We start from the raw sequence: 13,044 nt of genomic DNA, 5'->3' as shown, positions 1-13,044 counted from the left end.
TGGCGCCTTGCCCACCCCCGACGAACGGCGCATTGTTAACACACCTGGGCGATAAGAACACGTAGAGGCAGGCGATGAAGAAAACCGTGGCATTGGTGCTTGGCTCGGGCGGCGCCCGCGGGTATGCGCATATAGGCGCGATCGAGGAGATCGAGCGCCGCGGTTATCAGGTGGGCTGTATTGCCGGCTGCTCCATGGGAGCCGTGGTCGGAGGCATCTATGCAGCCGGCAGGCTGGACGCTTACCGACGCTGGATCGAAAGCCTGGATTACCTGGACGTACTGCGTCTGGTGGACGTCAGCTTTCGCATGGGCGCCATCCGCGGCGACAAGGTGTTCGGGCACATCCAGCGTCTGGTCGGCGATCTCAACATCGAGAACCTTCCCATCCCGTTCACGGCCGTGGCGGCTGACCTGACTCACCAGAAAGAAGTCTGGTTCCAGGAAGGCTGCCTGCATCAGGCCATGCGCGCCTCGGCGGCCATTCCAAGCCTGTTCACGCCCGTGATGAAGGGCAACCGCGTGCTGGTCGATGGCGGCCTGCTCAATCCCTTGCCTATCGTGCCGGTCGTGGCCAGTCATTGCGACCTGGTAGTGGCGGTAAACCTCAACGGCACCAGCACCCTGCCTTACGAAATGCCCGAGGTGGCACGACCCGCCGCCTTCCGCGCCCGCTTCGATCGGTTGCTCGACGCGCTGGGTTCGCGCATGCCGCAAAGGCGCAAGCAGGCCGAGGCCATCCTGCAGATGGAGCGCAACATTCTCGGCCCCGCCAGCGGGGGCGCCGGTGCCTGGTTTCCTGAGGACCTGTGCGAGCCGCCTGCCGAAGGGGCCGCCCAGGTGCGGGAAAGCTTTGGCCAATTCGTGGAAGAAGTGGTGCGGGTTCGGCCCAAGCAGCGGCGGCGCGTTGATCCCGACGAGACGGCACCCGCCTCGGCCAACGGTTCGGTGGTCGTGGATGCGGTCGGGCCTGCTTCACTGCTGGACCTGATCAACCAAAGCTTTGAAGTCATGCAGACCTCCCTGGCGCAGTACAAGATTGCCGGCTATCCACCGGACGTCCTGATCGAAGTACCCAAGCGAGTGTGCCGCTTCTTCGAGTTCTACAAGGCGCCCGAGTTGATCGCCCTGGGACGGCGGATCGCCCGCGAAGCCTTCGACCGCTACGAGGGCAGGCCCGGCTGAGGTTCTCCTTGAAGCAGACGGTAGCCCACGCCCGCTTCGGTCTGGATGTAGCGCGGGCTTGTGGGGTCGTCCGCCATCTTCTGTCTCAGATGGCCGATGACTACGCGCAGGTAGTGGGTATCCTCGCCATGGGTAGGCCCCCAGATATCAAGAAGCAGCTGGCGTTGGGTGACCACCCGGCCCGGATGGCGGGCGAGCGCCGCCAGCACCGCGTATTCCTTGCGGGTCAGGCCCAGCAGGTCCTCGCCCAACCATACCTGGCGACGGGCCAGGTCTACGGTCAACGCTCCCTGGCAAACCTTCGCCGGCTCAGCAGAGGCCTGGCTGGGTTGGCGCAGCAGCGCCCGCACGCGAGCCAGGAATTCCTGGATGCCGAAGGGCTTGGTGACATAGTCGTTGGCACCGCTGTCCAGGGCACGAACCTTTTCCCCCTCATCCGCGCGGACCGACAACACCAGCACCGGCATGGTCGACCAGGCGCGAAGGCCGGCCAACACTGCATGGCCGTCCATGTCGGGCAGCCCCAGGTCCAGCACCACCAGTTGCGGCTGGCCCAGGGCCGCCTGTTCCAGGCCGGTGGCGCCAGTGGCAGCCTCTAGCACACGGTAGCCATGGGCCTGCAAGCTGATGCGCAGGAAAGTGCGTATCTGTGGTTCGTCATCCACGATCAATACGGTAACAAGGTTGGGCATCATGGCAAGGTTCGGGTAATCGGAGGCGAGATAAGTCAGAGGTGCAAGGATAGGGGCCCGATGGCGCCATGACTACTGGCCGGTAATCGGTGGACAGCGATCCAAGCCTCCGTTAGCCTGCCTGCCGTCCGTCGCCTGATCACCCATTCAAGCCATTTGTATCCGCGCCGATACATTGAGGAAACCGTGACGACATGCGTGCCGCCTAAGGTGGCCGCCTCCGTATCGGCGTGGCCCGCTACCCTTGCGCGACAAGAGCGCGGCCTTGCGCTAGACCGCCAGCCCTACCGGGCAGTTATCCAGGCAGACGACCCCAGCATGAATACACCCCTGAGCCCCGCGTTGGATCGAGACAAGTGCTCGCCCGTTGAAGACGACAAACGTTGGAATACCCGCGCGCTTATCGTCGATGACGACGTGCCTATCCGTGAGCTGCTGATCGATTATCTTGCTCGTTTCGGCATCCTCGGCCACGGTGTCAGTGACGGCGAGGCCATGCGTCAGGCCATGAAAAACGACGCTTATGACGTGGTGGTGCTGGACCTGATGTTGCCTGGCGAAGACGGCCTTTCCCTGTGCCGCCACCTGCGCGCCGAATCGGATATCCCGATCCTCATGCTTACCGCCCGCTGCGAGCCCACTGACCGGATCATCGGCCTTGAACTGGGCGCTGACGATTACATGGCCAAGCCGTTCGAGCCTCGTGAACTGGTGGCACGCATCCAGACCATCCTGCGCCGCGTGCGCGACGACCGCACCGAACAACGCGGCAATGTGCGCTTCGATAACTGGCGGTTGAACAGCGTGCTGCGTCAGTTGACCTCGGCCGAAGGTCTGGTGGTGCCATTGTCCAATGCCGAGTTTCGCCTGCTTTGGGTCTTCCTGGAACGGCCTCGTCGGGTACTGAGCCGCGAGCAATTGCTCGACGCCGCCCGTGGCCGCTCCATAGAAGCGTTCGACCGCAGCATCGACTTGCTGGTGTCACGCCTGCGGCAGAAGCTCGGCGATGACCCCAAGGCTCCCCAACTGATCAAGACCGTCCGTGGTGAAGGCTACCTGTTCGACGCGCGGGACATCGGCTGATGCGCCAGGCCGACACGCTGTTCGCCCGACTGTTCGGCGTCTCGGTGATCGCCATCGTCCTGGCCCACCTGCTGGCATTGCTATGGTTCCACTACTATGGCTTCCCCGAGGGCCCGCCCGGCCCTCCTCCTCCGCCCATGGCACAGCCCATGTCACCGCCCATGGCGCCACCGCCAGGACTCAACGACCCGAGCGTTTCGGCTGGGGCACCGGCCGAACGGCCCGGGCCGCCCGGGCCGCATGTTCCGATGGGGCCGGCACCCCACGAGCGGCGCTTTTTCGAAGGGCCGACGGTACCGCTGGTATTCCAGCTCATCACCCTGGTAGTCGCGGCCTGGTGGGGCGCACGTTACCTCTCCCGGCCGATCCGTCGCCTCAGCGAAGCGGCTGAACGCTTGAGCGAAGACCTCGACAGCCCGCCCATGGAAGAAACCGGCCCGATCGAAGCGCGCACCGCCGCCCATACCTTCAACCAGATGCAGCAACGGATTCGTGAACAAGTCCAGCAACGGGCCCGCATGCTGGGAGCGGTGTCCCATGACCTGCGCACGCCACTGTCGCGCCTCAAGCTGCGCCTTGAGCAAGTGGACGATGAGAAGTTGCAGGGCCAGATGCGCCAGGACCTGGATGACATGATCGGCATGCTCGACGCCACCCTGACCTACCTGCACGAAAGACGCACCAGCGAGGCCTTGCAGTGGTACGACGTGCAGGCATTGGTGGAATCTCTGTGCGAGAACGCCCAGGACAACAGCTTGCCCGCCGAGTCCCGGGGTAGCTGCGCGCCCATCAAGACCCAGCCCATGGCGCTGCGTTCCTGCCTGAGCAACCTGCTGGACAATGCGCTGCGTTATGCCGGGCATACGATCATCGAGATGGTGGACGGCCCGGCCGCCGTGGTAATCAGGGTCATCGACCATGGTCCCGGCATCAGCGCCGAAAAGCGCGAGGCGGTGTTCGAACCCTTCTTCCGCCTGGAAGGGTCACGCAATCGCAACTCCGGTGGCGTGGGCCTGGGGATGACCATCGCTCGTGAAGCGGCGTTGCGCCTGGGAGGCAGTCTGGTCCTTGAGGACACCCCGGGGGGTGGCCTCACGGCCGTGGTGCGCTTGCCGCGGGAATGAATCCGCGGCGATACAGAGCCCACACACCCTGGACATCATCCGTTGCAATTGTGTGAGCGCCGGTGAAACGCACCGGCCTTACTCAACGGAGCATGTCCATGATCAGTGGCGTCAGTAGTTCCAGTTACTATTACACGGCAAACTCGCGCAAGAGCAGCAGTGCAGACACCAGTTTCCAACAGGCCCTGCTTACCAGCCTGGATGCCGACGAAGACGGCAAGGTGAGCAGCGATGAGCTGCAATCAGCCCTCGCCAGCGCGCAAACCAGCGATGATCCGGGCAAGGCAGGCGTGCTGGTCAGCCTGAGCCAATCATTCGGCGACCTGGACAGCGACAGTGATGAGGCCCTGGACCTCGACGAACTTGCTGCCTTGAAGCCATCACCACCGCCTGCCAGCATGAACGCCAGCGAGCAGGCTGAAGACCTGATCTCCAGTCTGGACAGTGATGACGACGGCGTACTGAGCAGCGACGAGCTGAGCGCCGCCATGGGCAGCGACAGCGACGGCAGCGAGCTCTTCACCGCGCTGGACAGCGATGGCGACGGCGTGGTGGATACTGACGAGATGACCGCGGCCCTCACGCCTCCTCCACCCCCGCAACGATGGACGAGCAGCGAGGCCAGCGACGCTACCCGGGACGCGGGGAGCGCTTCGAGCGACAGCACCGAGACGCTCGACCGGATGATCGCCAACCTGGCCCGCCAGTACGGCCTGGACAGCGGCAGCAGCCTGGGAAGCACGCTGAGCACCGCCGCCTGACCCCGGCGCCTGGGTTTCCTTGCCCGGTGCCCGCCGCTGGGCGCGAAAAGCTAGGACGCTCGCGCCCAGTCGGTGACCAGGCGGTACCCCACCGCCAGCAGCGTCGGCCCGAGGAACAGGCCGATGAAGCCAAAGGCCAGCAGCCCGCCGAATACGCCCAGCAACACGATGACCAGGGGCAGGTCGCCGCCCCGGCTGATCAGGTAAGGCTTGAGCACGTTATCAACCCCACTGATCACGAACGTGCCCCATAGCCCGAGGAACACCGCCATGCCGTAGTGCTCCTGCCAGACCAGCCAGCCCACCGCGGGCACCCAGGCCAGGGGCGGCCCCATCGGAATCAGGCTGAGCAGGAAGGTGACGATGCACAGGACGAGCGCGCCGGGGATGCCGGCAATCAGGAAGCCGATGAGCGCCAGCAGGGCCTGGGCGGCGGCCGTGCCGATCACGCCGTTCACCACGCGCTGGACCGTATCGCCTACCAGGGCCAGGTAATAGCTGCCACGCTCACCCATGAGCCGCTCAAGCAGGCGCAGTACGAAGGCGGAAATCCGCGGGCCGTCCCGGTAGAAGAAGAAGGTGAACACCAGCGCCAGCGTCAGTTCGACCAGCCCGCCGCCCAGCCGCGCGGTGCGTGCCAGCAGCCAGTTGCCGACCTGTCCCAGATGCGGCTTGAGCCCTTGAAAAAGCGCCGCGCCCTGGGCATCCATGGACGCCCAGAGACGGGTAAGACGATCGCCGAACATCGGCAGGTTGGCTAGCCAGCCTGGCGGTGGCGGCAGGCCCTCGACCTGGACGTCCCGCACGAGAGCCACCGCATCGCGGACATGGTCAGCCAGGTTGAAACCCAGCCAGACCATGGGCAAGAGCACCAGCAACACCCAGCCACCGGTCAGGAGGGCAGCGGCAAGGGTGGGACGTCCCCCAAGCCATACCGTGAGTCGCCGCATCAACGGCCAGCTCGCGTAAGCCAGGATCGCGCCCCAGAGCAACGCCGACACGAACGGCAGCATCACCCAGACACAGGCGACCAGCAGCAGGAGCAGCGCGATCTGCATGAGCAGGCGGTCGGTACTGATCATCGCACAACCTCCAGGATCAGGCCTTCGGACGCGGATTCGCCCAGGCCAAGCCGGCTGGCACGAACACCGGACATGGCCAGCGCGTTCCGCCAGGCCAACGCCTGGGTGCCGACCAGTCGGACCTGCAAGGTGCTGTCAAGGTTCAGGGTACGGGCGAGCAGGGCGACCCAGGCTTCGCTCGGGGGCCCGGAGAGCTCGCTCAAGCCCAGCCGCTCTGCCTCGCGCAATTCACGTAGCAAGGTTCCAGGAGTAGGCAACAATGGCCCCAGCGGCTGGGAAGGCTGGAAGGTTTCGGCCAGGAGCGCGGCGGTTCGATTGCCACGCACCACGGCGTAGACCGCAACCAGCTGGCCCGGATCGCCTGCCGCTTCACGGGCGAGCAGGAAGGCTTGTTGATCATCGTTACCGAGCAGGTACCGGCTGGCGAAGATGTCATTGGCCCACAGGTTGCTGTCACCGCACTCCCTGCCCTCGCACCAGAACACGAACTGGGCGCCCCTTGCGCGCAGGGCCTGGCGAGCGACCTTGAAGGCCTGCGCCGCGCTGTGCTCGGCCGGCAGCTCCCAGGTCATCGAGGCGAGATCGCCACGCTGCTCCACGCGCCCCTCCATGCGCAGCGTGCTGCCAATGCGCCGCAGGCTGCCCAAGGGATACAGGCGTTCCACCACCTGGAGCCCGCGCTGCTCCAGCAAGCGGCCCTGCGCCGGGCCCAGCGTCTCCAGGAAGGCTTCGGGCGAGCTGGCAGCCAGAACCGGAGCGGACAGGGAAAGGGCCAGGATCAACGGCAGCGGGCAATGGCGGGCACTAAGCCACGGGCGAAAACGGCGCAGCGGATACGGCATGGCGGACTCCCTCGGAACCGATCAAGGGTCCGCAGTCACCGCCGTCAAGTCAAGGCGCGAGAATGAAACTATTGATACAGCCTGCTACAAGCTCAGCGCCCGCGTCGTCATCCAGGTGCAGATGATGACGGCCCGGCAGCCACTTGCGCTCAAAGGGCAACGATTCCAGTGGCGCCTGGCGCTGCGCAAGCAAGCCCTGCTTGCCCAGCAACAGCAAGGTCGGGCACTGGATAGCCCGAACCATGGCCCAGGCCTGGGCCGGCTCCATGCGCACCGGGGTGGTCAGGGTCAGTCGATTGTCGCTGCGCCAGGTGAAGCCTCCGTCTACCGCCATCAGCCCCCGCTCGGCCAGCAGGCTGGACGCGCTTTCACTCACAGGCAGCCGGCTCAGGCAACGCGCCCGCACCGCCTGGGCCCGATCAGGATAAAGCGGCTTGCGTCGCTCTGGATGGGCCAACTGCTCGCGAAGAGCCTGCCCAAGGCGCTGGGCTGGGGCCGTCGGGGAGCTGTCCGGCGGTACCAGACCTTCGATGAGCACCAGGCGCTCGATGCGTTCGGGCATGGCGGCGGCCAACTGCGCCGCAATGATCGCGCCCATGGAATGGCCAACCAGGGAAAACCTCGGCCATTGCAGTTGCTCGGCCACCTCGAGGATGTCCCGTGCGTATTCCCAATGGGGGTAAAGACTGCCCGGCGGGCGATGGCCCGACAGCCCATGCCCGGCCAGGTCGAGGCATAGCAGACGCAAGCCAGGCAAGCGCGGTCGCAGCCGCGCGAAGCTGTTGGCATTGTCGAGCCAGCCATGCAGCGCGATCACTGGCGGCGCGGCGCGCGGCCCCTGCAGCAGGCCGGCCAGCTCGATATGGGGCAAGCTGAAGCGAATCGGCTCCGCAGGGTCGTTCATCGCGCCTGGCCCTCGTGTTGCCAGCGATGCAGCAGTTCGCGCACGAGCTGGGCGGTCATCAGCGGACGTTCGAAGGGAAACATATGGCCGCCAGGCAGGCGATGGAACTCACCGCGAGGCAGGCGGCGGGCGTTACGGCCATGATGCGGCAGCACGACCCGGCTGCGCTCGCCGCCGATGACCGCCACGGGCAGCGCCAGGTCGGCAAGGCGTCCGGGGCTGACATGGGGAACGCTGCGGTAGATGCGGATCTCCGTGTCCGGATCGAACGCCAGGCGCAGCCCTGCCCCGCCCCTTGCCGCGGCCGCTTCGTCCGGCTTCAGACCATGGTCCAGATAGGCCTCGAGGCAATCGGGGTCGAAGTCCTTGAACAAGGCCTTGCTTAGAAAATATTCGCGGGCACTGGCCCGATCGGCGAACCGCTCGCGTCGCCCCAGCGTTCGACCCGCGGGCGTCAGGCGGTCGATCAGCCCCATACGCTTGGCGGCGCGGATCAGCCACTGATCGGTGCTGCCCAGTAGAGGTGAATCGAGCATGATCACGCCCCGATAGAACGCCGGCTGGCGCAAGGCGGCATGGAGATGCAAGACGCCCCCGAGGGAGTGACCGACCCCCCAGACGGGCCCGGCTTGCGCCTGTACGTGGTGCAGCAGCTCATCCACCAGGGCCTGCCAGTTGTCCTCCACGGGGAAACGAGGGTCATGGCCATGCTGCGGCAGGCTGCGCACGACGAACTCCGGCTCCAGGGCTGCGAACAACTTGCCATAGGTGGCCGACGGGAAACCGTTGGCATGGGCGAAGAAGACGATGTCCGGCATGGTATCGAGCTCAGTGAAACCGACGCTCGAATTGTGCTCATCCGCCCACGCGGCCACAACGCGCGAATCGGCCATCGGACAGGGCAACTCAGCCGGCCGCGGCTGATTTGTCCAAAGGCATCACCGCTACCGTCAGCCGCGAAATGCAGCTGGGCTTGCCTTGCTGATCGACCAGGCGGATGTCCCATACATGGGTGCTGCGGCCGATATGCACTGGCCGCGCGGTCGCGGTTACCCGGCCGCTGCGCACGCCTCTGAGGTGGTTGGCGTTGACTTCAAGGCCAACGCAATAGAAGCGGGTACGGTCCACGCACAGCATGCTGGCCACCGACCCCACGCTTTCGGCCAGCACCACCGAGGCGCCGCCGTGAAGCAGGCCATAGGGCTGGTGTGTACGAGCGTCCACCGGCATGCTCGCGGTGAGGAAGTCCTCCCCGACCGCTTCGAAGCGGATGTCCAGCAAACCGCCGATGGTGTCCCGCTGGCCGGCGTTCAAGACGTCCAGGTCGGGAGTGGAATGCCAAAGGGTCATGGGATTGTCCTTGCCCGAGGGCCTTGTCAATGGGAATGCCGCAGGCTGCGCAGGGTCATCAGGCCCGCCAGGGGAGCGACGCCTTCAAGCCGCGCCAGGCTGGCGGTACCCATGGCATGGGGAGTGGCGCGCTCGCCCCGGTCCAACAACCCGAGCAGGCTGCCCACCAGAGGCTGGTGGCTGACCAATAACAGCTGGTCGAGCCCCAGCCTGTCCAGTTCCGCCATGGCCTGTTCCGGGTCGCTGTCAGGCGTGAGCCAGTCCACCGTCCGCAGGGCCGGTGGTTCAGCCAGCACAGTGCAGACCACCTCGGCGGTTTGCTGGGCGCGAAGGTAAGGGCTGACCAGAATAAGCTGCAAGGGCTCGCCCAGAAGGTGTCTCGCGCTGCGCGCCACTTCTTCCCGACCAGCCGACGTCAGCGCTCGCTCGGCATCCACGCGGGCGGCACCCACGGCCTCGCCATGGCGCAGTATCCATAGGGTACGCAGGGCAGGCTCGCTCATAGCGGTGGCTCCTCGCCCGGCGCAGAAGAAGGTGCCGGCGCTGGCGCGGCGGGTGTAGTGACCACGGGTGGAAAGTCTCCGGGCCGTGGTGCTGGCCAGTCGGCGAAGGGCCAGGGCTTCTGCTCGCTGTGGAAGCTGCCGAACCGCGCAATCTGCGCCAGATAGCGGCCCAGGCTGTCACCGAAGGTCATCAGGCCTTCATGCGGTACGCCATTGAGCAGCCGACACAACAACTGCAGCAGCACCACGGCGGCCAGCAACAGCTGTGCCCCTTGCCAGATCAGCAGGAACAGCAGCATCCAGACAACACGCAGGGCGATGGACTCTTGCTCGGGTTGGAAGCGGGGGGCGCTCATGGCAGTTCCTCGTTGAAGCCGCTATCGGGAATGAAATCGACATCCGTCTTGGGTTCGGCGCGCATCAGCAGCTCGATCACCTGATCGAGCGTTCGACCCTCGAAGAGGATGGCATGCAGGCCCGCCACCAGCGGCATGTAGACCTGCAACTGCTGGGCACGGGCCCTCAGTACCTTCAGGGTATTCACCCCTTCGGCCACCTCGCCAAGGCGAGTCACCGCCTGCTCAAGGCTCAACCCCTGGCCCAGCGCATACCCAACCTGGTAGTTGCGGCTCTTGGGCGACGAGCAGGTCACCAGCAGATCTCCCACCCCGGCCAGGCCGAGGAAGGTCGTGGGCCGGGCACCCTGGCTCACGGCGAAGCGGGTCATTTCCGCCAGCGCGCGGGTAATGAGCATGCTCCGGGTGTTTTCACCCATGTTCAAGGCGGCGGCCAGGCCGGCGATGATGGCATAGACGTTCTTGAGCGCGCCGCCCATTTCCACGCCGAAGCGATCGCTGCTGGCGTAGACGCGGAAGCGGCGGCCGTGGAGCGCTGCCTGCACCGCCTGGCACAGGGCGGCGTCGGTGCTCGCGACCACGGTGGCGGTGAGCTCGTGCTCGGCGATCTCCCGCGCCAGGTTGGGGCCTGAAAGCACGCCGAGGCGCGCTGCCGGTGCGATCTGGGCCAGGATCTCGCTCATCAGCAGGAAGGTGTCCGCCTCGATGCCTTTGGTCAGGCTGACCAGCATCTTTGCGGCCAGCTTTTGCGCATGTGGCGCGAGCACCGCCCGCAGCGCGCTCGAGGGCAACGCCACGAACAATAGCTCGCTGCCCGCCAATACCGCCTCGAGGTCGACCGTTGGCTCCACGGCGGGGTGCAACTTTATGCCCTTCAGGTAACGGGGATTCTCGCGCTCCGTGCGCATCGCCTCGGCCTGGGCCGCGTCGCGCATCCACTGGCGAACCCGATGGCCGTTTTCCCCAAGCAGGTTCGCCACCGCGGTGCCGAAGCTGCCGCCGCCCAGGACCGCGATCGGTTGCTGTTCAGACATAAAGACTTCCATTGGAACCTTGTTAGGCGGTTCGTCATTATACGGAGCGATACTTGCAGAACCAGCCCCAGTGCCTCAGGCACCACCGACTATCGCCGCGCGCCAGGAAGGATGTCGCGGCCCTGGAAATGTTCAGGATCCTGGGTAAGATGCCCGCTTCCCGAGCCGATGCCATTAAAAAGCGATCAGCATGTCGTATCCCTGCCGAGCAAGTCGCCCATGAACCTTAGATGGAGCGGCGACATCCATGCCAGAACTCAGATCATCAGCCTGGGCCCCGCCCTTCTGCTGACGCTGCTGCTGATCTGTTTTTTCACCTTCGTGCGGATCCAGGATCTGCGCCAGGAAATGACCCACACGGGGCAGCTGATCGCCAATCAGTTGGCACCGGCGGCTGAATACGGGGTACTGGCGAACAATACCGAGGTGCTCGACGGGCTGCTAAGGGCCACCCTGGGCATTCCTCACGTGCGTTTCCTCGAAGTGCAGGACCGTGATGACAACATCGTTATCTATCTGGAGCAGCCTAGCGCGGGCAACGCTTCAGCCACGCCTGTGCAGGTGTTCCAGGCGCCGATTCGCCTGCAGCGCTTCGCGGGAAGCGGCGAACGCAAACGCAGCGTGGGCGGGGAACCGGAAGACGAGTATCTGGGGCGCGTCGTGGTGGGCATGTCGGACGACGCCTTCAACGAACGCCAGCAGGAAATAGTGGTCAAGGCCGGGGTGCTGGCCCTGTTTACCCTTGCCGTCACCTTCTTGATGGCCCGACGATTGTCGCGGGGTCTTTCGCAGCCCATCCGTGACATGGGCGCGGCGGTCAAGGCTATCCGCCAGGGCGATTTCAAGGCCACCCTGCCCGTGGAGCGGGACAGCGAGCTCGGAGCCCTGGCGCAGCATATCAATGACCTGGCGCAAGGCCTGGAGCAAGCCAGTCGTGAGCAGCGCGAGGCCATGCAGCAGTTGATCCAGACTCGTGAGGAGGCTGAACGCGCCAACAGCGCCAAGACAGAGTTCCTGGCAATGATGAGCCACGAACTGCGCACACCGATGAACGGTGTCCTGGGCATGCTGCAACTGTTGGAAACCACCTCCCTGAGCGAAGAACAGCGTGAATATGCCGCCCTGGCGACCCAGTCCACCGAGCACCTGCTCAAGGTGATCAACGACATCCTGGATTTCTCCCGGATCGAGCGCACCGGGCTGGAACTGGAACACATCCCCTTCAACCTGGGCGAGCTGTTCAACGAATGCGTGCATTCCTTCCAGCACAGCGCCGTGAGCAGCGGTCTGTCCCTGGAACTCTTGGCGCCGGAGGGCTTCGCGCGCTGGGAAGTCCAAGGCGACCCGACTCGGATTCGCCAGATCCTGGTGAACCTGATCGGCAATGCCCTGAAGTTCACCGAGGAAGGCGGCGTCCGTATCGAGCCCCGGTGCCAGGTTCTGGACGATCGTCTGATCTGGCTTACCTGCGAGGTCAAGGACACCGGCATCGGCATCGACCCTCAGGAGCTGGAGCGTATGTTCGTGGCCTTCCAGCAGGCCGACAGTTCGATCTCGCGCCGTTACGGCGGAACCGGCCTCGGCCTGCCGATAGCACGCAACCTGGCAGAGCGCATGGGTGGCACCCTCAAGGCTCGCAGCGGCGAAGGCAAGGGCTCGGTGTTCACCCTGGAGATGCCACTGGCCTTGAACCTCAAGCCGGCCCAGGCCAAGGGCGCGCAAGCCCCTGAGGGCCGAACCAATGCCACGCTCGAAGGTCAGAACCATCATGTATTGCTCGTCGAGGACAACCCGGTCAACCAGACGGTCATCGAGGCCATGCTGCGCAGCCTCGGCTATGAAGTGAGCGTGGTAGGCGATGGGGCACAGGCCGTCGACCGGGTGCGCGACCAGGCATTCGACGCGGTACTGATGGATTGCCGCCTGCCCGTGGTGGATGGCTACGAAAGCACGCGGCGCATCCGCCGCTTGCCAGAGCGGCACGGGCTGCCCATCATTGCGCTGACCGCCAATGCGTTGCTGGGGGATCGCGAAGCCTGCCTGGAAGCCGGCATGGACGACTACCTGGCCAAGCCGTTCAAGCGCACCGACCTGCAGCAGCTGCTACAGCGCTGGCTGGCCTGAGCGGC

Annotated in this window: 14 protein-coding genes; 5 read left to right on the top strand and 9 right to left on the bottom strand. The window is 65.2% G+C overall.

The window, feature by feature from the left end; genetic code table 11:
* Positions 1 to 74: 74 nt before the first annotated feature.
* Positions 75 to 1,184 carry a patatin-like phospholipase family protein gene (locus tag ACP691_RS11370; protein WP_426149541.1) on the top strand — a complete coding sequence of 370 codons (1,110 nt, stop codon included), beginning with the start codon at positions 75 to 77 and terminating at the stop codon, positions 1,182 to 1,184.
* Here the strand turns inward: ACP691_RS11370 and ACP691_RS11365 are convergent.
* Positions 1,163 to 1,876 carry a response regulator gene (locus ACP691_RS11365; protein ID WP_426149711.1) on the bottom strand — a complete coding sequence of 238 codons (714 nt, stop codon included), beginning with the start codon at positions 1,874 to 1,876 and terminating at the stop codon, positions 1,163 to 1,165. The two genes, ACP691_RS11370 and ACP691_RS11365, sit on opposite strands and share 22 nt — an antisense overlap.
* 318 nt (positions 1,877 to 2,194) lie before the next feature.
* Between ACP691_RS11365 and ACP691_RS11360 the strand changes: the two genes are divergently transcribed.
* The 3 genes from ACP691_RS11360 to xopAW all read left to right on the top strand — a co-directional run bounded on the left by ACP691_RS11360 (position 2,195) and on the right by xopAW (position 4,844).
* Complete coding sequence (locus ACP691_RS11360; RefSeq protein ID WP_426149540.1) at positions 2,195 to 2,959, top strand: response regulator; 765 nt, start codon at positions 2,195 to 2,197, stop codon at positions 2,957 to 2,959.
* Entirely contained in the window at positions 2,956 to 4,083 is a 1,128-nt protein-coding gene (locus ACP691_RS11355) for a sensor histidine kinase (protein WP_426149710.1), read from the top strand. The genes ACP691_RS11360 and ACP691_RS11355 overlap by 4 nt, the downstream gene beginning before the upstream one ends.
* Positions 4,084 to 4,181: 98 nt before the next feature.
* On the top strand, positions 4,182 to 4,844 hold the full coding sequence (xopAW, locus tag ACP691_RS11350; protein WP_426149539.1) for a XopAW family type III secretion system calcium-binding effector: 663 nt from the start codon (positions 4,182 to 4,184) through the stop codon (positions 4,842 to 4,844).
* Between the two features lie 50 nt (positions 4,845 to 4,894).
* Here the strand turns inward: xopAW and ACP691_RS11345 are convergent, their stop codons facing one another.
* The 8 genes from ACP691_RS11345 to ACP691_RS11310 form a co-directional block, all read right to left on the bottom strand.
* Positions 4,895 to 5,926: an AI-2E family transporter gene (locus ACP691_RS11345; RefSeq protein ID WP_426149538.1), complete on the bottom strand. Its 1,032-nt coding sequence runs from the start codon at positions 5,924 to 5,926 to the stop codon at positions 4,895 to 4,897.
* A complete protein-coding gene (locus ACP691_RS11340; RefSeq protein ID WP_426149537.1) occupies positions 5,923 to 6,768 on the bottom strand; it encodes a DUF4892 domain-containing protein in 846 nt (281 codons plus the stop codon). The genes ACP691_RS11345 and ACP691_RS11340 overlap by 4 nt, the downstream gene beginning before the upstream one ends.
* Positions 6,769 to 6,817: 49 nt before the next feature.
* Complete coding sequence (locus ACP691_RS11335; RefSeq protein WP_426149536.1) at positions 6,818 to 7,672, bottom strand: alpha/beta fold hydrolase; 855 nt, start codon at positions 7,670 to 7,672, stop codon at positions 6,818 to 6,820.
* Entirely contained in the window at positions 7,669 to 8,490 is an 822-nt protein-coding gene (locus ACP691_RS11330; RefSeq protein ID WP_426149535.1) for an alpha/beta fold hydrolase, read from the bottom strand. The genes ACP691_RS11335 and ACP691_RS11330 overlap by 4 nt, the downstream gene beginning before the upstream one ends.
* Positions 8,491 to 8,578: 88 nt before the next feature.
* Positions 8,579 to 9,022 (bottom strand): hotdog fold thioesterase, encoded by a 444-nt coding sequence (locus ACP691_RS11325; protein WP_426149534.1) that lies wholly within the window; start codon positions 9,020 to 9,022, stop codon positions 8,579 to 8,581.
* A 26-nt stretch (positions 9,023 to 9,048) separates the two neighbouring features.
* Positions 9,049 to 9,525: a phosphohistidine phosphatase SixA gene (gene sixA / locus ACP691_RS11320; protein WP_426149533.1), complete on the bottom strand. Its 477-nt coding sequence runs from the start codon at positions 9,523 to 9,525 to the stop codon at positions 9,049 to 9,051.
* Entirely contained in the window at positions 9,522 to 9,881 is a 360-nt protein-coding gene (locus tag ACP691_RS11315; RefSeq protein ID WP_426149532.1) for a DUF4389 domain-containing protein, read from the bottom strand. Before ACP691_RS11315 ends, sixA begins: the two co-directional genes overlap by 4 nt.
* Positions 9,878 to 10,915: an NAD(P)H-dependent glycerol-3-phosphate dehydrogenase gene (locus tag ACP691_RS11310; RefSeq protein ID WP_426149531.1), complete on the bottom strand. Its 1,038-nt coding sequence runs from the start codon at positions 10,913 to 10,915 to the stop codon at positions 9,878 to 9,880. The genes ACP691_RS11315 and ACP691_RS11310 overlap by 4 nt, the downstream gene beginning before the upstream one ends.
* Positions 10,916 to 11,134: 219 nt before the next feature.
* Here ACP691_RS11310 and ACP691_RS11305 point away from each other — a divergent pair, with 219 nt between their 5' ends.
* Positions 11,135 to 13,039 (top strand): response regulator, encoded by a 1,905-nt coding sequence (locus ACP691_RS11305; protein WP_426149530.1) that lies wholly within the window; start codon positions 11,135 to 11,137, stop codon positions 13,037 to 13,039.
* The last annotated feature ends 5 nt before the right edge of the window (positions 13,040 to 13,044 follow it).

Source organism: Pseudomonas sp. DC3200b2, assembly GCF_049895785.1.
Lineage (GTDB): Bacteria > Pseudomonadota > Gammaproteobacteria > Pseudomonadales > Pseudomonadaceae > Aquipseudomonas > Aquipseudomonas massiliensis.
Note: the sequence above shows the minus strand (reverse complement) of the source record. Positions and strands in the feature narration are given on the sequence as shown.